Here is a 19,976-nt window from a genome sequence, read left to right as displayed (position 1 = left end):
GGGTTTTCCAATGCGACGGCCGTGTGCTCGGACATGGACCCGCAGCAACCGCTTGATTGACAGCCGGTTGGGTGTCCGATGGGTGGATCTGTACCGTGAAGATCTGTGCGGAGAGTTGGGGGGTGAAACATAAGGGGCAACTGCAGTGTTGTGGCCTTTGGCTTTGCACAGGTGCATTCGGGCAGGACTGAAGCGCGACTCATTCGGTGATTTTTTCAACGATTGCTCTTACTCGTGTCTGTGTGCAGTGCGTCGGCTGTTTTCTTTAATTATGGCTTTAGAACAGAGGATTACATCTGTTTTTCTTGAAAATGATGAACGCACCTCAAAATGTCCATTGACATGATGTACGCTCCTCAAATAGCGTTTCCCTAGGGTCACCGCTCAACGATGACCCAAAGGGAGGATCATATGAAAAAAATGACTTCAGCCGCCGTTGGTGCGGCCCTAATGACGTCTGTCAGCTTGCCAACCATGGCCATGGCAGAGGATTTGACACTGTGCTGGGCCGCTTGGGACCCGGCCAATGCATTGGTTGAACTGAGTAAGGAATTCGAGGCCCAGTCTGGCCACTCCATGAACTTCGAATTCATCCCCTGGCCCAATTTCGCTGACCGGATGCTGAACGAACTGAATTCGGGCGGCAAGCTATGTGACCTGCTGATCGGCGACAGCCAATGGATTGGCGGCGGCGCCGAGAATGGCCACTACGTCAAACTGAACGACTTCTTTGACGCCGAAGGCATCAGCATGGACGACTTCGCACCCGCGACCGTCTACGCCTATTCCACATGGCCCAAGGGCACACCAAACTACTACGCACTGCCCGCCATGGGCGATGCCAACGGTTGGTTTTATCGCAAGGACTGGTTCGCGGACGCCGACATCCAGGCCGCTTACAAGGAAGCCACAGGCGAAGACCTGCGCGAGCCACAAAGCCAGCGCGAAATGCTGCAGATCGCCCAGTTCTTCCAGGGCCGCGAGATTGATGGCAAGACCGTCTACGGTGCCTCCATCTTCACCGAACGTGGATCTGAAGGGATCACGATGGGTGTGACCTCCGCGCTGTATCCCTGGGGTTTCAAATACGAAAACACCCCCGGCTCATATGACATGGAAGGTGCGGTGAACTCTGCCGAAGCGGTCGAAGCGTTGGAGTTCTATAAGGAATTCTACGAAACCGCGACGCCACCGGGCTACACCAACTCTTACATGGGCGAGTCGCTCGACGCGTTCAAATCCGGTCAGGTTGCCATGGCGATGAACTGGTTCGCGTTCTTCCCGGGTCTCTATGCCGACCCGAACACCGGTGGGGACAAGATCGACTTCTTCGTGAACCCACCTCAGAACCAGGCGGGTTCGACTTTGGGCGGGCAGGGGATCAGCGTGGTCGCCTATTCCGACAAGCAGGACGCCGCACTTGAATACATCAAGTGGTTCGCCAACCCCGAGGTGCAGGCCAAGTGGTGGGAGCTGGGCGGGTACTCAGCCCACAACTCGGTCCTGAACGATCCGGGCTTCAAGGACAGCGCACCCTTTGCCGGTGACTTCCTCGACGCGATGGGCGCGGTGCAGGACTTCTGGCAGGAGCCAGCCTATGCCGAACTGCTACTCGCCATGCAGAAACGCATCCACGACTACGTTGTTGCTGATCAGGGCACTGCTCAGGAAGCGCTCGACAAGCTGATCGAGGACTGGACCGAAGTGTTCGAGGACGAAGGCAAACTCTAAGCCAAGCTCGGGTGGGCGTCCGCGCCCACCCATTCTCTTCCCGTAGTCTTTGACACTTCGACGGGTGGGCCTTTGGGCCCACCCCACAGGACAGGTTTGCCAGATGACAGACACCATCGCCAATCGCGCCGCCAAAGCGACACCGCAAAAGGTCGCGCGCAAGATCAAGGGCCTCAGCGACCGCGCCATCGCGTGGATCTTCGTCGCTCCAACGATCTTCCTGCTGCTGGCAATCAACATCTTTCCGCTGATCTGGACGATCCAGCTCAGCTTTACCAACTACAAGGCCAACCGCCTGAACCGAGAGCCGGAGTTCATTGGCCTGCGCAATTACGAGCGCATCCTGACGGACAGCGACATCTGGCTGAACATGCAGGCCACGGCGCATTTCCTGTTCTGGACCATCGCGCTGCAGGTGCTGATCGGGTTCACGTTGGCTTGGCTGATCAACAAGAAATTCAAGGGCAACGACCTCTGGACCACGATCATCGTGCTGCCCATGATGCTGTCGCCAGCGGTGGTCGGGAACTTCTGGAAATTCCTCTACCAACCGCAAATCGGGCTCTTCAATTACATCGTCGCCTTTTTCACCGGCAAAGACCCCAGCAGCTTCGAAATGCTCGGCTCGGTTCAGTTGGCGCCGTGGTCCATCGTCATCGTGGATACATGGATGTGGACCCCCTTTGTGATGCTGATCTGCCTCGCCGGGTTGCGGTCCATCCCCGACTACATCTACGAAGCGGCCGAGGTCGACCGCGCTTCGAAACTGCGCCAGTTCTTTACGATTACAATCCCCATGGTGCTGCCCTTCCTGATGCTGGCGGTTTTGTTCAGGGGGATCGAGAATTTCAAGATGTTTGACCTCGTTGTCCAACTGACGGGCGGCGGCCCAGGGTCTACAACAGAACTCACCTCCATCAACCTCAAGCGCGAAGCCTTTGAGAAGTGGCGCACTGGCTATGCATCCGCTTACGCCATCATCCTCTTCGTTACGGTCTTCGGACTCGCAAGTATCTACGTCAAAGCCCTCAACAAGGTGAAGGAACGCTGAGTATGACCACATCCTTCGCCATCTCAGAAAATTCGCAGAATTTTCTCGCCCCGTACTTACCAATCGGAGCCGTCAGATGAGCGCCTATTCCGTCACCGAACCCAGCACGCGCTCCAAATGGTTTGCCGGATCGCTGGTCATCCTCTACGCGCTGATCACAATGATCCCGCTCGCATGGATCATGCTCACCGGGTTCAAATCTCCCAGCGATGCGATCAGCTACCCACCTAAGGTCGTGTTCGAACCCACGCTTGAAGGGTACGTGAACCTGTTCACTACCCGCACACGGCAAACGAAAGAGTTCCTAGAGGCAAACCCGCCGCAAAACTGGGCGGATGAGATCGTACGCGAATACGACATGGTCATTGTCGGACCGTCGAAATTTGGTGAGCGGTTCCTGAACTCGGTCATCATCGGCTTTGGCTCGACCTTCCTGAGTATCTTCCTCGGCACACTCGCGGCCTACGCCTTCAGTCGCTTCAAAATCCCACTGGCCGACGATTTGCTGTTCTTCATCCTCAGTACGCGGATGATGCCACCCATCGCCGTCGCCATCCCCATCTTCCTAATGTACCGCAACCTCGGGCTGTCGGACACACATCTGGGCATGATCCTGCTCTACACAGCGGTGAACATCTCACTCGCTGTCTGGCTGCTCAAAGGGTTCATCGACGAAATCCCCCGCGAGTATGAGGAAGCGGCCCTGATCGACGGCTACACGAGGTTCCAGGCGTTCTACAAAGTGGTGTTGCCGCAGGCCGCAACTGGCATCGCTTCGACCGCCATCTTCTGCCTGATCTTTGCTTGGAACGAATACGCTTTCGCGGTGCTGCTGACCTCGGCCACGGCCCAGACTGCGCCACCCTTTATCCCGACCATCATCGGCGTTGGTGGACTGGACTGGCCCGCGGTTGCGGCAGGGGCGACCATCTTCCTCCTGCCTGTCATGATCTTCACCATCCTGCTGCGCAAACACCTGCTGCGGGGCATCACATTCGGAGCGGTGCGCAAATGACGTTTGTATGTCGAACCACAACATCTTGGTGCACCGGGGGGGTGCCGGTGGGGTGCACAGGGGGGGTACGGATGCTGTACGGATGTCACCACCCCGTTTTCAGCCAATCGGAGGGCAAGCCATGCGCACGTTTCTGACCGGCCTCATGCGCCTGCGCCGCGGTCCATGGGAGATGCTGGCGACCATCATCATCGCCCTCGGGGTCTTCATGCTGATGCAACCTTTCGTACTTTGGGCCTTCACCTATTCCTTCATCACCACCCTGGTGGGCACCGTCATGTTCATCATCGTCAGCCACTTCCCGGAGGACGAATAAATGTGGGAACAAGCCTGTCCGATTCTGCCTTCGCGCGATTTCTCCGTGACCGAAACGTTTTACAAGCGGCTGGATTTCGACACGTGGTACAAGGACAACGACTACCTTCTGATGAACCGTGACAAGGTCGAACTTCACTTCTTCTCGCACCCCAAACACACGCCTGAAACATGCGACCACGAGGTCTATATTCGTCCCAAATCGGTGGATGTCTTGTCTGATCAGATCGAAAAACTGGATCTGCCGCGCGCTGGTGCCTTTCCCAAGTTTCTGCCTGCGGAAGACAAGCCCTGGGGTATGCGCGAAGCCGCGCTGTGGGACCCGGATGGCACCCTCTTGCGGATTGGCGAGGAGACCACAGATGGCTGAAATCGTTATCAAAAACGTCCGCAAGGAGTTCGGTGATTTTGTCGCGGTGCGCGAAAGCTCTTTCACCATCGAAGACGGCGAATTCTTCATGCTGCTCGGCCCATCGGGCTGCGGCAAGACCACAACCCTGCGCATGATCGCGGGGCTGGAACTGCCCACCAGCGGTGAGATCTATCTCGACGGCGAAGAGATCGGCCAGCGCCCGCCCTCCGAGCGCGATATTGCCTTTGTTTTCCAGATGTTCGCGCTCTATCCGCATATGAATGTCTACAAGAACCTGAGCTATCCGCTGGTCAGCCAGGGCATGCCCCGCGCGCAGGTCCGGGCCAAAGTGGACGAGGTGGCAACGATCCTCGGGATCAAGGACATCCTAAAGAAACCCGTTGGCGGCCTCTCCGGTGGCGACCGTCAGCGCGTGGCCCTGGGCCGCGCCATCGTGCGCGAACCCAAGGCGTTCATGATGGACGAACCCTTGGGTGCGCTCGACGCCGAATTCCGCGAACACATGGCCGAAGAACTGCGCGCCCTCCACGACCGCATGGGCGCAACGACGGTCTACGTCACCCACGATCAGCTCGAAGCCATGCAGATGGGTGACAAGATCGTCGTGATGAATAACGCCGTCGTCGAACAGTTCGGTAAACCGCAGGACATCTACGACATGCCTGCCACCATGTTCGTGGCCGACTTTATCGGCTCACCGTCCATGAACTTCCTGAATTTCCAGGGAAAAGTGGCGAAGGGCGAAGAGTTGGTCACGCTTGCGGACCAAACGATGAGCGTGCCAGCTCTGCGCGAAGGTGCCTCCGGAGACCTCGTCTTCGGCGTCCGACCCGAGCATATCCAACTGTCCGATGACGGCGGCTATCGCGGCAAAATCCTCGCCACCGAATATCTTGGCACGACACAGATCATCACGCTCGACACCCTTAACGGCGAGGTCAAGGCACGCACCGCCTCCGACCAGCCCGCGACGGTGGGAGAAACGGTGGGCCTCGGCTTCAACAGCAAGACCGTGACCCTGTTCGACAAGGCCACAGGCCGTGCTCTGCGCTCGGAACTGAACGAAGGAGTGCTGGCCCATGGCTGAGGTACAACTGAGCAACGTCTCCAAGTCCTTCAAGGCAACGCAGGCCGTGATCGAGATGGACCTGGCCATTCCCGACGGAGCATTTGTTGTCCTTCTTGGGCCTACAGGGGCGGGCAAGACCACCACTCTGCGTCTGATTGCGGGCTTGGAAAAACCTGATGCGGGCGACATCCACATCGGTGGCACTTCGGTGGCAGGCCTGACGCCCGCGCAGCGTGATGTGGCGATGGTGTTCCAGCAATACTCGCTCTATCCGCACATGTCTGTGCGCGATAATCTTGCCTTCCCATTACGGTCCCCAATCCTGAAAACACCCGAGGATGAGGTTGCGCGCAAGGTGCAGGAAGTGGCCGAGGTCCTGCACATTCCGCACAAGCTGGACAATAAAGCGACCGAGTTGTCCGGCGGCGAGATGCAGCGCGTGTCCATCGGTCGCGCGCTCGTGCGCGATCCGCAGGTTTACCTGATGGATGAACCCCTTAGCTCGCTCGACGCCAAGTTGCGCGCCGACCTGCGGGTCGAATTGAAACGCATTCACGCAGAGCTTGCCGCTACACTGCTTTACGTCACTCATGACCAGATCGAAGCCATGACCATGGCCACCCACGTGGGGGTGCTGGACGAAGGCCGCTTGGTGCAATTCGGCACACCGCGCGACATCTATGAAAACCCTCGAACGGCGTATGTGGCTGCCCGCCTGGGCCAGCCCCGCATCAACCTTCTGCCCGTTGGTCTGCTGGGCGAACACGCGCCCGCAGGCGCGCACCAAGTGGGGTTGCGACCGGAAAACATCCGTCACGGGGCGGGCCGCGATGCGCAGGTTGTGCGTGTTGAACACTTGGGAGACCAAACACGGTTGCACCTGAAAGTGGCCGACCATGACGTTATCACCCTGACCGATCCACACACATCGCTGAGTGCAGGCGAAACCATCCAGATTGCCCCCGAAAACCCGGTTTTCTTTGACGCTTCCGGCGCCCGGATCACCTGAGAAAGGACAAGCACATGACACAATTCGTCAATGCGAAAGAGGATTTGGTTAAGGAGGCCATTGACGGGCTGCTTGCCTGCTCGGGTGGGGCTCTGACACGGCTCGACGGCTATCCGCATATCAAGGTGGTCTACCGGTCCGACTGGGCACGTGATCGGGTTGCGCTGATTTCGGGCGGCGGTTCGGGGCATGAACCCGCCCATGCAGGTTTCGTCGGGCAAGGTATGTTGACCGCTGCGGTCTGTGGCGAGGTGTTTGCCTCGCCATCGGTCGAGGCGGTGTTGGCCGGTATCCTTGCCGTGACTGGTGAGGCGGGCTGCCTGCTGATCGTCAAGAATTACACTGGTGACAGGCTGAATTTCGGCCTCGCGGCCGAGCGTGCCCGCGCCCTTGGTCGCAAGGTCGAAATGGTGGTAGTCGATGATGACATTGCATTGCCCGACCTTCCGCAACCCCGTGGCGTGGCGGGCACGCTCTTTGTCCACAAGATTGCGGGTGCCATGGCCGAGGCGGGCAAACCGCTTGAGGATGTGGCAGCAGCAGCAAGACGGATCATCAAGAACGTGGCGTCCATCGGTACCAGCCTTGATACCTGCACGGTGCCAGGTTCGCCTAAGGAAAACCGCATCCCCACCGGCAAGGCGGAGCTAGGCCTTGGTATTCATGGTGAGCCGGGAGTGGAACAGGTCGATTTTTCCGGTGCAGCAGAGGCGATGGATCTGGTGCTGACCAAGCTGCGCGATCATGCACCTGATGGCCCATGTGTGGCATTGGTCAATAATCTCGGCTCGACAACACCACTTGAGATGTCCGTTCTGTGCCATGGATTGGCACAGGCTGGTATTGCGAGCCATGTGATCGGCCCGGCCTTGATGATGACATCGCTTGATATGCACGGTTTCTCCGTTTCGGTTCTGCCCACGACGCAAGAAGATCTGGACGCGTTGGCCGCGCCAGTCCCGATGGCTGCATGGCCGGGGATGCAAGCGCTGGTCGACGTGCCTGTCACTGCGCTTCCCGATGGTCTGACCCCGATCGAACCCATCCCTTCGGCCAATGCGCAAACGCGCGATACCATCGCCGAGGTGGCAGATGTCCTGATCGCTGCCGAAAGCGCATTGAACGAATTGGATGCGAAGTCTGGGGACGGAGACACAGGCAGCACCCTGGCAACAGCCGCACGCGCGCTCAAGGACCGACTGGATGCCATGCCGCTGGCTGATCTTACCCAGCTTTTCCCGGCACTTGGCAACGAGTTGAGCCAGACCATGGGCGGATCGTCGGGCGTCATCCTCGCAATCTACTTCAATGCCGCGGGTGACGCGTGCGCGGGTGGGGCGCCCGTGCACAAGGCATTGGCCGAGGGGCTGAAGCGCGTGAGTGATGTGGGCGGTGCGCAAGTAGGCGACCGTACGATGATCGACGCGCTTGCCCCCGCGCTGGACGCACTTTCAGGCGGAATGGCTGCCTCTGCCGCCGCGGCGCGCAAAGGGGCTGACAGCACGGCACATATTCACCGTGCAAAGGCCGGGCGTGCAGCGTATGTGCCCTCGGAGAACTTGAAAGGGCACAACGATCCGGGGGCCGAGGCGGTGGCGCTGGTCTTTGAAGGGTTGGCCAAAGCCATGAAAGGGTAGGCACGGTTGAACAAGCAGGACGCCAAGACCGGGATCAAACCGACCGTCAACGACATTGCGCGCGTGGCGGGGGTGTCACTGGCGACGGTGGACCGTGTCTTGAACGCGCGGCCCGGCGTCCGATCCGTGACCATCGAAAAGGTCAACAAGGCCATCGCCGAGCTTGGCTATGTTCGTGACACCGCCGCTGCTAATTTGGCGCGTGGCCGCGTCTATAACCTCTTGTTTATCTTGCCAGACACGGCCAACGAATTTGTGGTGGCGCTTGATCATCATGTGACAGAACAGGCCATCAAGCTGCGCCACCAAAGGACAAGTCTGGACACGGTGCGGGTCCCGCCCTTCGATCCGCAAGCCATAGTTCAGACGCTTGATAACGTGGACGCAAGCCGCACGGACGGCGTTGCAGTGTTCGGACCCGAAACGCCTTCGGTGCGCGATGCGGTCAAACGTGCTCGGGCGCGCGGGATTGTTGTTGTCGCTCTGGTCGCGGATTTGCCCAGTTCTGAGCGGGATCACTTTATTGGCGTGGACAATGTCGCTGCTGGCAGGACCGCCGCACATCTGATGGGCCGTTTTGCCAAACAGGGCGGGCGGGTACTGGTCATCACCGGATCGCGATTGGCGCGGGATCACCTCGAACGCCGCAAGGGCTTTGATGCGGTCATGTCCCAACAGTTTCCGGAGCTGGACGTTGTTGCCTCGATTGAGGGGCGGGACGATCCCGAATTGATCCGCAAGATGCTGCCTGACGTTTTTGCTTCGTACCCTGATCTGTGTGGAATCTATTCATCCGCTGCCGGCAATCCTGGCCTGATCGAATATCTGAGCGACAATCCGCACCCTGATCTGGTTGTCATCGCGCACGAACTCACGCCAACATCGCGCATCGCTTTGAACAATGACGTGTTCGATGCCATCATCTCGCAGGACACTGGTCACCTTGTGCGATCCGCCGTGCGATTGATGAAAGCAACGGCGGACCGGCAGCCCATCGACCACACGCAGGAACGCATCCGTATCGATATCTATCTGAAGGAAAACATGCCGACCCCCTAAGCGGCATGAAGGGAGGAGACACAATGAAAACCATCAAGGGCCCGGCGCTGTTTCTGGCGCAATTTGCAGGCGATGACGCGCCATTTGACTCGTGGGACGCGATCACCAAATGGGCTGCCGATTGCGGGTACAAAGGCGTTCAGGTGCCCAGTTGGGACGGGCGTTTGATCGACCTCGCCACTGCGGCCAAAAGCAAGGATTATTGCGACACATTCAAGGGACAGGCCGCTGAAAACGGTGTCGAAGTAACCGAGCTGTCCACACACCTTCAGGGACAGTTGGTTGCGGTGCATCCGGCTTATGACGAAGCATTTGACGGTTTTGCCGCCGAATCCGTGCGTGGCAATCCCAAGGCGCGGCAGGCATGGGCCGTGGAGCAGGTGAAGCAAGCGATCTCGGCGTCGGCCAATATGGGGATCGAGGCACATGCCACGTTCTCGGGCGCGTTGGCCTGGCCGTACATCTACCCGTGGCCGCAGCGTCCGGCCGGTCTGGTGGAAACGGCCTTTGACGAACTGGCAGCGCGGTGGCGTCCGATCCTCGATCACGCAGAGGAAAATGGTGTCGATATCTGCTACGAAATCCACCCGGGTGAAGACCTGCACGATGGCGTGACATTCGAGATGTTTCTTGAACGTGTCGACAATCATGCCCGCTGCAACATGCTGTATGACCCGAGCCACTACGTGCTACAATGCCTTGATTATTTGGACAATATCGACATCTACAAGGATCGCATCCGGATGTTCCACGTCAAGGATGCCGAGTTCAATCCGACGGGGCGGCAAGGGGTCTACTCTGGATATCAAAGCTGGGTTGACCGCGCGGGTCGGTTCCGGTCACTCGGCGACGGCCAAGTTGATTTTGCGGCCGTGTTTTCCAAGATGGCAGCCAACGACTTTGACGGCTGGGCCGTGGTCGAGTGGGAATGCTGTCTGAAGCACCCGGAGGATGGCGCGCGCGAAGGTGCACAGTTCGTGTCCGATCACATCATCAGGGTGACGGAACGCGCCTTTGATGACTTTGCAGATGGTGGCACTGACGAAGCGGCCAACCGTAAGATGCTGGGGATCGACTGATGGCAGACCGTATCAAACTGGGCATGGTTGGCGGCGGCAACGACGCCTTTATTGGTGGGGTGCACCGCATCGCCAGTCGGATTGATGATCGTTTCGAGTTGGTGGCGGGCGCGCTGAGTTCGACGCCGGAGAAGTCGCAGGCCAGTGGCGCTGCGCTGGGTCTGCCGCGTATCTATGATGACTACAAGCAGATGGCGCAGCGCGAGGCGCGGCGGAAGGACGGCATTGATGCAGTCAGCATCGTGACCCCGAACCACGTTCACTACGCGGCGGCGCGCGAGTTCCTGAAGCGCGGTATTCACGTAATCTGTGACAAGCCGCTGACATCGACCTTGGCCGATGCCAAGAAGCTGGTTAAGGCCGCTGAAGATAGCGACGCGCTGTTCATCCTGACCCACAACTACACGGGCTATCCCATGGTGCGTCAGGCGCGTGAGATGGTGGCGAACGGGGATATCGGTACCATCCGTGTTGTTCAGGTCGAGTATCCACAGGATTGGCTGACAATCGAGCAGGACTTCAAACAGGCTGAATGGCGCACCGATCCTGCACGCTCTGGTGCAGGCGGGTCCACCGGTGATATTGGCACCCATGCGTTCAACCTCGCCTGTTTCGTAACTGGTCTGGAGGTGGATAGCTTGGCAGCCGATCTGGAAGCGTTCGTCCCCGGTCGTCAGGTCGATGACAACGGCCATGTGATGCTGCGGTTCGAGGGCGGTGCCAAGGGGATGCTGTGGTGCAGCCAGGTGGCGCCGGGCAATGAAAACGCATTGCGCATTCGGGTGTACGGAGACAAGGGCGGCCTTGAATGGGCGCAGGAGGATCCGAACTGCCTGTGGCACACTCCGTTTGGTGAACCCAAGCGCCTGATCACCCGGAATGGCGCTGGGGCAGGGGAGGCTGCCGCACGCGTGTCCCGTATCCCGCCCGGCCATCCCGAAGGCTATCTGGAAGGATTCGCCAACATCTATACCGAGGCTGCGACAGCAATTGCATCGGTCAAAGCGGGCGAGGCTGTGCCACAGGATGTGCTCTACCCAACCATCCATGACGGGTTGAAGGGGGTGCAGTTTGTTTCTGCTTGCGTCAAATCCTCGGCCCGCAATGCGGCTTGGGTGAAACTGGATCACTGACAAAAAACGGGTGAAGGGGCGGCTTGACCCGCCCCGGTCCTTGGCATATCTGAACACCCGGAGCCGCGGGCGTTGTGTAGTGGTAAGACCTTAGCCTTCCAAGCTAATGACGCGGGTTCGATTCCCGCCGCCCGCTCCAATCCTTTCCCATGCGCTGCCCTGTCCACTTGACCTGACCGCTTGGGTGCGGGCATGTGCGAATTGCATATGTTGCCGGAGACCGCATGGCCGACCAGACGACCACCCCAGTGCCCCCGCAGACAGGCACGCCTGAGCGCGAAAAATCCAAGAAAATAGGCGCGTTGCGTGCGCTGTGGCCCTTTGTTCAGCCATACTGGAAGCTGATGCTGGCCGCGATCGCAGCATTGGTGTCGACTGCGATTGTGTCACTGACCCTGCCTTTGGCCGTGCGTCGTGTTGTGGACAATTTCAATACGGAACAGTCCGAAATTCTCGACCTGTATTTTTTGGCCGCAATTGGAATCGCGGGCCTTTTGGCCGTGGGGACGGCGGTGCGGTACATGCTTGTGACACGCTTGGGTGAACGTGTTGTGGCGGACATCCGCAAGGCGGTGTTCAACCGCGTCATCGGTATGTCGCCCAGTTTCTATGAAAACATCATGACGGGTGAGGTGCTGAGCCGGATCACCACGGATACCACGCTGATACTGAGCGTAATTGGCTCCTCGGTGTCCATTGCCTTGCGTAACCTGCTGATCTTTATCGGTGGATTGGCCCTGATGCTGCTGACCTCGGCCAAGCTGACCGGGCTCGTGTTGTTGATCGTGCCTGCCGTCATCATTCCGATCCTGGTGCTGGGGCGCCGGTTGCGGGTGCTGAGCCGAGAAAACCAGGACTGGATCGCGGCATCTTCGGGTCGTGCGTCTGAGCAGTTGAGTGCCGTACAAACAGTACAGGCCTTTACCCACGAAGCAGCCAGCCGGAACATGTTTTCCGAGGTCACCGAGCAAAGCTTTGGATCGGCGCGCAGGCGGATTGCAACGCGTGCCCTCATGACGGCGATTGTCATTTTCCTAGTGTTCATAGGAATCGTGGGCGTGCTTTGGATCGGGGCCAATGATGTGCGTTCGGACGCGATGACGATGGGCGCGCTGATCCAGTTCGTCATCTATGCGGTTATGGTCGCGGGGGGCGTTGCTGCCCTGTCAGAGATCATAGGTGAGTTGCAGCGCGCAGCCGGTGCAACCGAGCGTTTGGTGGAACTGTTGCAAACCGACGATGCTGTTCAGGACATTGCGCAACCCGTGGCGGTGCCCCAACCGGTGTCTGGTCACATCACCTTTGAGGATGTGCGTTTTGCGTATCCCGCGCGTCCGGGGATCAACGCACTGGATGGCGTATCACTTGACATTCAACCGGGGGAAACGGTTGCCTTTGTTGGCCCATCGGGTGCAGGGAAAACCACGATTATCCAGATGCTCCTACGTTTTTACGACCCTCAGAACGGGCGCATTCTGTTGGATGGAACCGACGTTGCGCAGATGGAGCGCGAAGCCTTCCGTCAGCACATCGCGCTCGTGCCACAGGATCCGATCATCTTTGCGGCATCTGCCGCTGAAAACATTGCCTTTGGACGTCCAAGTGCGACGCAGGCCGAAATTGTCGCGGCGGCACAGGCTGCCGCAGCGCATGACTTCATCTCGGCCTTGCCGCAAGGGTACGACAGCCCATTGGGCGAGCGTGGCGTGATGCTGTCGGGGGGGCAGAAACAGAGGATTGCCATTGCGCGTGCTATTCTCCGGGATGCCCCTGTATTGCTATTGGACGAGGCCACCAGTGCATTGGACGCAGAAAGCGAACGCGCGGTTCAAGAGGCGGTGGATACGCTGGCGCAGGGCCGGACCACGCTGATCGTGGCGCATCGCCTTGCAACGGTCAAAATGGCGGACCGTATTATCGTTTTGGATCAGGGACGCATCGTGGCGCAGGGGCCGCACCACCAATTGGTGGCCGAGGATGGCCTCTATGCCCGTCTGGCGCGTTTGCAGTTCACGGACGGTGTTGCCGCCGAATAGTGTTGGCCTTTTGACCTTAGGTCACAGTATCTGACGCGGCGTCCCGGCGGTTCCCAGCCCCTTGCAATGCTTGAACATTGCGGCAATCCACCGCATCTTGTTGCGAGGGATAATTGCGCCGCAACAAACAATACAGTGGCGCTACAGGGAGGATGACCATGCCATTTGCCGGAATCGCGGACCGCGACGCCATTCAGAACGAAATGCCGTGGGAAGAGCGTGACGTCGCTAAAACCCTCTTTGGTATGCTCAGCAGAACAGCCGAAAAGTACCCCAACCACAACGCCGTCAGCTACCAGATTTTTTCCGATCCGAAGTCGAAGGCCGAAACGCTGACATGGTCGCAGCTTCAGGGCCGCACGGCGCAATGCGCCAACATGTTCCGCAAGCACGGCATCGGTCCCACCGACGTTGTCGCCTACATCCTGCCCAATGCCACAGAAACCGTTGTGACGCTTTTGGGCGGGGCGACGGCCGGCATTGTGAACCCGATCAACCCGCTGCTGGACGCCGAACAGATCGGTGCCATCTTGCGTGAAACGGACGCCAAGGCCGTGGTCACCCTACGCGCCTTCCCCAAGACGGACGTGGCCGAGAAAACCACCGAAGCGGTGAAGCTGGCCCCCAATGTTAAAACTGTATTCGAGGTCGATCTGCTGGGCCATGTGTCCGGTCTGAAATCCTTTATCATCCCGCTGATCCGTCCTAAGTTCGAGAAGGCTTCGGGCGTCACCTATCTGAACTTCAATGAAGAGTGTGCCAAGCATTCGACAACGTTGCAGTTCGAGGATGTGCAGGAAGATCGCGTGGCCTGCTACTTCCACACCGGCGGCACCACGGGCATGCCGAAAGTTGCGCAGCACAAGTATTCGGGCATGGTCTACAATGGCTGGGTCGGGGCGACGGTGCTGTTGACGGCCGAGGATAACATCTTGGCGCCATTGCCACTTTTCCACGTCATGGCGGCGCATGTTCTGTTGTTGGGGGCGGTTGCGTCCGGTGCGCATTGCATCTTCCCGACGCCGCAGGGCTATCGGGGCGAGGGTGTGTTCGACAACATCTGGAAGCTGACCGAGCGGTGGAAGATCACCTTCATCGCGTCCGTTCCCACGGCCATCGCGGCCATGATGCAGCGCCCGATTGATGCTGACATCGGCACTGTGAAATCGACCTTCTCGGGATCGGCGCCGCTGCCTCAAGAGCTGTTCAAGCGCTATGAGAGTGCTGCGGGCGTGGAGATTGTTGAAGGCTACGGCATGACCGAGGCGACCTGCCTTGTGTCCGGCAACCCGATCGATGGCGAGAAGAAGATCGGATCGGTTGGCATCCCGTTCCCGTACACGGACGTCAAGATCTACAAGGGCACGCCGGATGGTCCTATCGAGGCGGGTTTGGATGAGATCGGCGAGATTTGCGTGAGCAATCCGGGCGTGTGGGCAGGCAACACCTACACCGAGGCCGACAAGAACAAGGACTTGTATTACAACGAAAAATACCTGCGCACAGGTGATCTGGGTCGCTTTGATGAGGACGGCTATTTGTGGATCACGGGCCGTGCGAAGGACCTGATCATTCGCGGTGGCCACAACATCGATCCGGCCGAGATTGAAGAGGCGCTGCTGGGCCATGAGGCCGTGGCTTTTGCCGGCGCAATCGGTCAGCCGGACAAGCATTCGGGCGAGCTGCCCTGCGCTTATGTCGAGCTGGTCGAAGGGGCAACCGTAACGCCGGATGAGTTGATGGCGTTCTGCAAAGAACATGTGCACGAGCGGGCGGCACAGCCCAAGCACATGACCATCATGGACGAGTTGCCGAAGACGGCTGTGGGCAAGATCTTCAAGCCGGATCTGCGCAAAGAAGCGATCACCCGTGTCTACAACGCGGCACTGACCGAGGCCGGGCTGAAGGCTCAGGTCGTGGCTGTAACCGACGACAAGAAGCGTGGGCTGGTCGCTCAGGTGGCGGCACACGGTGAGGGCGAGACGGCGATCCAGACTGTTCTGGGTGATTTTGTCCGGCCGTGGGAAATGGCATCCGAGGCGATGGCGGCCCAGTAAATCCTAACGCACCGTGCGGTGCGGTTTGACAGAGGAAAAGGCGCGGAACTGCGAAGTTTGCCGCGCCTTTTGCGTTTTTTGGCCCTCTGCATTTCCCCTGTTTTTTGCCAGCTGAATCCTTCCGCACGTTTTGGCCGCGAAACTGCGCATTTTGCCTCTCGGGCCCCGTTAACCTGCGTTTTACCCAGGGCCTTGCCGTTGACCTTTAGCCACGTCCGTTAACCTTCTGTTCACCGGGCGGTCTGAAGCTGACGGAGACGTGACCGCGTGTCGGGGTATTCTGTTTTATCGTTCTGCCGAGACGTGTCGGAAAGGGGACAAGATGCCGAAGTCGAAAAAACGTGTGAAGGCGGCACCATCCAAACCGGAGAAAAGCGAGCTGTCGCGCCGGACGGTATTGGGTGGCGGTGCGGCCGCGTCCGCCCTGGTGTTGGGCGGTGGGTTTTGGGGCGTGAGTTCGTTCCGGACCTATGCCGCTGAACATGATCTGACCCGCGTCGGCCAGGGCGATCTGGCGATTGTGCAGGTCCATGATCCGCAATGTCCCACCTGCACGGCTTTGCAGAAACAGGCCCGCAAGGCGCTGCGCGACTTTGACGATTGCGGGTTGGTGTATCTGGTTGCAGACATCAAGACGCCGGAGGGGGCGGCCTTTGCCCGCCGGTTCAATTCACCGCATGTGACGTTGTTGCTGTTTGACGGGCAGGGGGAGTTGCAGCGCAGGGTGCAGGGAATGCAGCAGGCCGCGGCTTTGGTTGAGGTGTTTGCGGACTACAAGGCGACGGCCTGAGCTGCGGACCGGGGCACGGAATCGAGCCGAAGGCGCCGTGCCAGTGGCGGCCCGTCCGCGCGGGCTGTCACTTTGAATCTGTTTGTGCGCTGAAGCTGCGTTTCGGGCAAATACTGACTATACATCGAGGGGAAGGAACGGCTGAGCGGCAACCCACGGGCCGCCACTGGCACGGCTTCGGTCAGCGCAGGAACGGTTTGGCCTTCATCGTGTCGGGGATGTCGGCACCGAGGCGGTTCAGGATCGTGGGGGCCAGTTGCAACTGGTCGATCACGGTGTCTGCATCGGGGCCCTTGGCCTCTCCGAAATAGTAGAGCGCCGTTTCCTGCTGGAGCGCGCCACGCCCGCCATGGTGGCCGCGGTCGTCCTGTCCGTGATCGGCGGTCACGATCACTTCGTACCCCATGTCGCGCCAGCGTGGGATGAAGGGGGCCAGCATTTCATCCATGACGAAACAAGCGGCGTCCATTTCCTGGCAATCGTGGAAGAAGCGGTGCCCCATACTGTCGAGCGTGCAGGTATGCAGCATGCCGTAGGTCAGGTCGAACCGGGCGCAGAGGTTTGTGAGCGTGCCGAAGAGGTCCACGTCTGACGGCGTCATCTGATTGTTCGTCCCGTAACCGGTCATGCTGTGGAAGCGACCGTGGTTGATCGTGGTGCTGTCTGGTTCGTCATATTCGATGTCGCGGACAAAATCGAAGGGGTGGCGGTTGAAGAATTCGGACCAGAAGGAATGGGCGACGGCCCCCGTGGTGCCGCCTGCCTTGCGGACCTGTCCGAAGACGTCGGGGTGGGAGAGCCGGAAGACGTTGCCATTGCCGGTGCAGCCGTGTTCTGCGGGCGTCACCCCGGTGTGGATAGAGGCGTAGCAGGAGGCGGAGATGGAGGGGATCACGCTGCGATGTGTCCATGTCTGCGCATCGCCGCTGTCGACCCACCCTTCGAGATTGCCGAAGAGGCGGCGGAAATTGCGCAGCGGTACGCCGTCGAGGATGATCAGCAGGAGTTTGTTGGTCATGGCAGGCCCCTTTGGTGTTGGGGCACTGTAGGCAGACGGATATGTCGGGACCAAGACATGTTTGTGCGGGTCAGGTTGCGAAATTGGCGGGTGGGACGGGTCGGACGCGCTTTGCCCTTGGCAAAGACGCCCCGCCCACCGTCCCTTAGTTTCCGGCGCTTTCCATCTTGCGGTTGGCGATCACGTCTTCGAGCCAGCCGAGTTTCATTTCCGGCACCGAGCTGAGCAGGAGGTCGGTATAGTCGTCATAGGGGGGCGTCAGCACTTCGGACTTGGTGCCGTAGCGCTGGACCTTGCCCTGGTACATAACGGCTATGCTGTCCGAGATCGCTTTGACCGTGGCTAGGTCGTGGGTGATAAAAAGATACGCCACATCCTCGATCTTTTGCAAGTTGAGGAGTAGTTTGAGGATGCCGTCCGCGACCAGCGGGTCGAGGGCGGAGGTGACTTCATCACAGATGATCAGCGTGGGTTTGGCAGCGAGGGCGCGGGCGATGCAGACCCTTTGTTTCTGTCCGCCTGAAAGCTCTGCCGGGTAGCGGTCCTGGAATCCTTGGCCGAGTTCGATTTCGTCGAGGAGTTCCTGGATGCGTTTCTGTTTCTCCGCCCCTTTGAGGCCGAAGTAGAATTCCAGCGGGCGTCCGATGATAGTACCAACGGTCTGGCGTGGATTCATAGCCGTGTCAGCCATTTGGTAGATCATTTGCAACTCGCGCAGGTCTTCCATGCTGCGGCTGGGTTGATCGGGCGTGAGTGTGCGCCCTGCAAAAGTGATCTTACCGGCTGACGGCGGCAATAGACCTGTAATCACCCGCGCAAGGGTGGATTTGCCTGAGCCGGATTCACCAACCACGGCAAGCGTTTGACCCGGGCTGATGTCTACGCTGACATCGTGCAATACATTGAAGTTTGTACCCTTATAGCGCGCGGTGATGTTTTCGACACGCAGGACCGGCTCTGTGGGCTGTTTCTCTTCGTGAGTGATGGAGCGGACGGAAACGAGGGCCTTTGTGTACGCCTCTTGCGGCGCATTGATGATCTGGTCAGTCGTGCCGTACTCGACCTTTTCCCCGTATCGCAGAACCATGATGTGGTCGCTGACCTGTGCGACGACTGCAAGGTCGTGGGTGATGTAAAGCGCTGCAACGCCAGTGTCACGAATGGCGTCCTTGATCGCTTTCAGCACGTCGATTTGCGTTGTAACATCAAGTGCCGTGGTGGGTTCATCAAACACGACGAGATCCGGTTCAGGGCAGAGCGCGAGCGCTGTCATACAGCGCTGCAATTGCCCGCCCGAAACCTGGTGAGGATAGCGGTTGCCAATTGTATCAGGATTTGGAAGCCCCAGCTTGGTGAAAAGCTCGACAGCGCGTTTCTGCGCTTCCGACTTGCTGAACTTGCCTTGGCCTACGGCCGCTTCGATCACCTGTTCCATGATTTGCTTTGCCGGATTGAAAGATGCGGCTGCAGACTGGGAGACATACGTCACCTCGGCCCCGCGGAGTTTGCGGATGTCCCTGAGGGGTGCCTGCAGGACGTCGCGGCCGTTGACCTCGACCGAGCCGGCGGTGAGTTTCACGCCACCCCGCCCATAGGCCATGGAAGCGAGGCCAATGGTAGACTTCCCAGCACCGGATTCACCAATCAGGCCCAGCACCTTGCCCGGTTCGACATCAAAGTCGACCCCGTGCACGATTTCGATGTCATGCGGTTTCTCGCCCGGAGGGTAAACGGTGGCACCAATTTTCAGGCCACGGACTTTGAGCAAAGGTGTAGTCATCCGCGCCCCCCTTTCAGTGAGGTTGTCCGGTTCAGGATCCAGTCGGCGATGAGGTTCACGCTGATGGCCAGCGTGGCAATCGCGACGGCGGGGTAGAGGGCCGCGCCGATGCCGAAGTTGATCCCTTCCTTGTTCTCTTTGACGATTCCACCCCAGTCTGCGAGCGGGGGCTGGACGCCGATGCCCAGGAAACTGAGCGTTGAGATGAAGAGCACCATGAAGATGAAACGGAGGCCCATTTCGGCAACAAGCGGCGAGAGGGCATTGGGCAGGATTTCCCGGAAGATGATCCAGCCAAGTTTTTCACCGCGCAGGCGCGCTGCTTCGACATAGTCCATGACGGATATGTCGACGGCCACAGCGCGCGCCAAGCGGTAGACCCGTGTGCTGTCCAAGAGGCCCATAATGACGATCAGTGTGACGACTGTCGCCTCGATGCTCGACAGGATTACGAGCGCGAGGATCAGGGACGGGATCGACATGAAAAGATCGACGAGGCGGCTCATCACCTGGTCGATCCAGCCGCCGGAAACGGCCGCCAGAAAGCCAAGAACAGAACCGGTTGTGAAGCTGAGGATAGTGGCGGCCGTGGCGATGAAGATTGTTGTCTGCCCGCCATAGATCATGCGGGTGAGCAGATCGCGCCCAATCTGGTCGGTCCCAAGCCAGAACTGAGCCGATGACGGTTCCCATACGTCGCCAACAGTTTCGGCCATGCCATAAGGAGCGATCCATGAAGCGAAGATAGCCGCAAGGAAGTAGGTGCCGGTGATCAGAAGTCCGATGGCGGCAGAGAGGGGAATGTTTTTGAGCATGGGTCCTCT

General features: G+C 59.1%; 17 protein-coding genes and 1 tRNA gene. 15 read left to right on the top strand and 3 right to left on the bottom strand.

The genetic code is table 11. The features are described 5' to 3' along the window. Window positions 1-420: 420 nt before the first annotated feature. The 15 genes from IE087_RS09790 to IE087_RS09720 all read left to right on the top strand — a co-directional run bounded on the left by IE087_RS09790 (window position 421) and on the right by IE087_RS09720 (window position 16,354). Window positions 421-1,731, top strand: coding sequence for an ABC transporter substrate-binding protein (locus IE087_RS09790; RefSeq protein WP_373296502.1), 1,311 nt, complete (start codon window positions 421-423; stop codon window positions 1,729-1,731). Between the two features lie 103 nt (window positions 1,732-1,834). Continuing rightward, on the top strand, window positions 1,835-2,782 hold the full coding sequence (locus tag IE087_RS09785) for a carbohydrate ABC transporter permease (protein WP_189369119.1): 948 nt from the start codon (window positions 1,835-1,837) through the stop codon (window positions 2,780-2,782). A gap of 76 nt (window positions 2,783-2,858) precedes the next feature. Continuing rightward, window positions 2,859-3,797 (top strand): carbohydrate ABC transporter permease, encoded by a 939-nt coding sequence (locus IE087_RS09780; protein WP_189369118.1) that lies wholly within the window; start codon window positions 2,859-2,861, stop codon window positions 3,795-3,797. Between the two features lie 121 nt (window positions 3,798-3,918). Then, window positions 3,919-4,113, top strand: coding sequence for a hypothetical protein (locus tag IE087_RS09775; RefSeq protein WP_189369117.1), 195 nt, complete (start codon window positions 3,919-3,921; stop codon window positions 4,111-4,113). Continuing rightward, complete coding sequence (locus IE087_RS09770) at window positions 4,114-4,482, top strand: bleomycin resistance protein (protein ID WP_189369116.1); 369 nt, start codon at window positions 4,114-4,116, stop codon at window positions 4,480-4,482. It begins immediately after the preceding gene. Further along, entirely contained in the window at window positions 4,475-5,572 is a 1,098-nt protein-coding gene (locus tag IE087_RS09765; protein WP_189369115.1) for an ABC transporter ATP-binding protein, read from the top strand. The genes IE087_RS09770 and IE087_RS09765 overlap by 8 nt, the downstream gene beginning before the upstream one ends. Continuing rightward, window positions 5,565-6,563: an ABC transporter ATP-binding protein gene (locus IE087_RS09760; RefSeq protein WP_189369114.1), complete on the top strand. Its 999-nt coding sequence runs from the start codon at window positions 5,565-5,567 to the stop codon at window positions 6,561-6,563. Before IE087_RS09765 ends, IE087_RS09760 begins: the two co-directional genes overlap by 8 nt. Before the next feature lie 14 nt (window positions 6,564-6,577). Continuing rightward, window positions 6,578-8,200 carry a dihydroxyacetone kinase subunit DhaK gene (locus IE087_RS09755; RefSeq protein ID WP_189369113.1) on the top strand — a complete coding sequence of 541 codons (1,623 nt, stop codon included), beginning with the start codon at window positions 6,578-6,580 and terminating at the stop codon, window positions 8,198-8,200. 6 nt (window positions 8,201-8,206) lie between these two features. Further along, on the top strand, window positions 8,207-9,259 hold the full coding sequence (locus IE087_RS09750) for a LacI family DNA-binding transcriptional regulator (RefSeq protein ID WP_229801326.1): 1,053 nt from the start codon (window positions 8,207-8,209) through the stop codon (window positions 9,257-9,259). Between the two features lie 23 nt (window positions 9,260-9,282). Further along, window positions 9,283-10,338, top strand: a complete 1,056-nt coding sequence (locus IE087_RS09745) for a sugar phosphate isomerase/epimerase family protein (protein WP_189369112.1) — start codon at window positions 9,283-9,285, stop codon at window positions 10,336-10,338. Then, window positions 10,338-11,471: a Gfo/Idh/MocA family protein gene (locus tag IE087_RS09740; RefSeq protein ID WP_189369111.1), complete on the top strand. Its 1,134-nt coding sequence runs from the start codon at window positions 10,338-10,340 to the stop codon at window positions 11,469-11,471. Before IE087_RS09745 ends, IE087_RS09740 begins: the two co-directional genes overlap by 1 nt. Window positions 11,472-11,536: 65 nt before the next feature. Then, window positions 11,537-11,610, top strand: a tRNA-Gly gene (locus tag IE087_RS09735). An 85-nt stretch (window positions 11,611-11,695) separates the two neighbouring features. Then, window positions 11,696-13,507, top strand: a complete 1,812-nt coding sequence (locus IE087_RS09730; RefSeq protein ID WP_189369110.1) for an ABC transporter transmembrane domain-containing protein — start codon at window positions 11,696-11,698, stop codon at window positions 13,505-13,507. 158 nt (window positions 13,508-13,665) lie between these two features. After that, complete coding sequence (locus IE087_RS09725; RefSeq protein WP_189369109.1) at window positions 13,666-15,564, top strand: acyl-CoA synthetase; 1,899 nt, start codon at window positions 13,666-13,668, stop codon at window positions 15,562-15,564. Between the two features lie 322 nt (window positions 15,565-15,886). Next, window positions 15,887-16,354: a hypothetical protein gene (locus tag IE087_RS09720; protein ID WP_189369108.1), complete on the top strand. Its 468-nt coding sequence runs from the start codon at window positions 15,887-15,889 to the stop codon at window positions 16,352-16,354. Window positions 16,355-16,535: 181 nt separating this feature from the next. Here the strand turns inward: IE087_RS09720 and IE087_RS09715 are convergent, their stop codons facing one another. The 3 genes from IE087_RS09715 to IE087_RS09705 all read right to left on the bottom strand — a co-directional run bounded on the left by IE087_RS09715 (window position 16,536) and on the right by IE087_RS09705 (window position 19,967). Continuing rightward, window positions 16,536-17,372, bottom strand: coding sequence for an alkaline phosphatase family protein (locus IE087_RS09715; RefSeq protein ID WP_189369107.1), 837 nt, complete (start codon window positions 17,370-17,372; stop codon window positions 16,536-16,538). Window positions 17,373-17,517: 145 nt separating this feature from the next. Next, on the bottom strand, window positions 17,518-19,152 hold the full coding sequence (locus tag IE087_RS09710) for an ABC transporter ATP-binding protein (protein WP_189369106.1): 1,635 nt from the start codon (window positions 19,150-19,152) through the stop codon (window positions 17,518-17,520). Next, on the bottom strand, window positions 19,149-19,967 hold the full coding sequence (locus IE087_RS09705) for an ABC transporter permease (protein WP_189369105.1): 819 nt from the start codon (window positions 19,965-19,967) through the stop codon (window positions 19,149-19,151). Before IE087_RS09705 ends, IE087_RS09710 begins: the two co-directional genes overlap by 4 nt. Window positions 19,968-19,976 lie beyond the last annotated feature (9 nt).

The organism is Tateyamaria omphalii (assembly GCF_014651375.1).
GTDB classification, from domain to species: Bacteria; Pseudomonadota; Alphaproteobacteria; order Rhodobacterales; family Rhodobacteraceae; genus Tateyamaria; species Tateyamaria omphalii.
Note: the sequence above shows the minus strand (reverse complement) of the source record. Positions and strands in the feature narration are given on the sequence as shown.